Raw genomic sequence first — 258 nt, 5'->3', positions numbered from 1 at the left:
CGCGGTTGCCGAACAGCTGATCATCGCCCTGGCCACCATAAAGGAAGTCGTTGCCCGATCCGCCTGACAGCGTGTCGTTGCCGCCGAGGGCAACAAGCGCATCAACGCCCGACCCGCCCGACAGATCATCAACGTCATCGCCACTTCTGAGATTGTCGTCGCCGTCGCCGCCAATCAGCGTATCGGCCCCGCCTTGTCCCAGCAGAATGTCGTTTCCATTGCCACCGGTTAAAACATTGGCGTTGCCGTCTCCGGACA

1 protein-coding gene is annotated in these 258 nt (G+C 60.9%); it reads right to left on the bottom strand.

Annotated elements, in window-relative coordinates:
* Window positions 1-258: calcium-binding protein (locus ABLQ08_RS32535; protein ID WP_352950928.1), on the bottom strand; the 258-nt coding region annotated here is incomplete at both ends.

Source organism: Roseibium sp. SCP14, from assembly GCF_040329475.1.
Lineage (GTDB): Bacteria > Pseudomonadota > Alphaproteobacteria > Rhizobiales > Stappiaceae > Roseibium.
The sequence above is the reverse complement of the archived record's forward strand: the minus strand, read 5'-3'. Positions and strand labels throughout refer to the sequence as shown.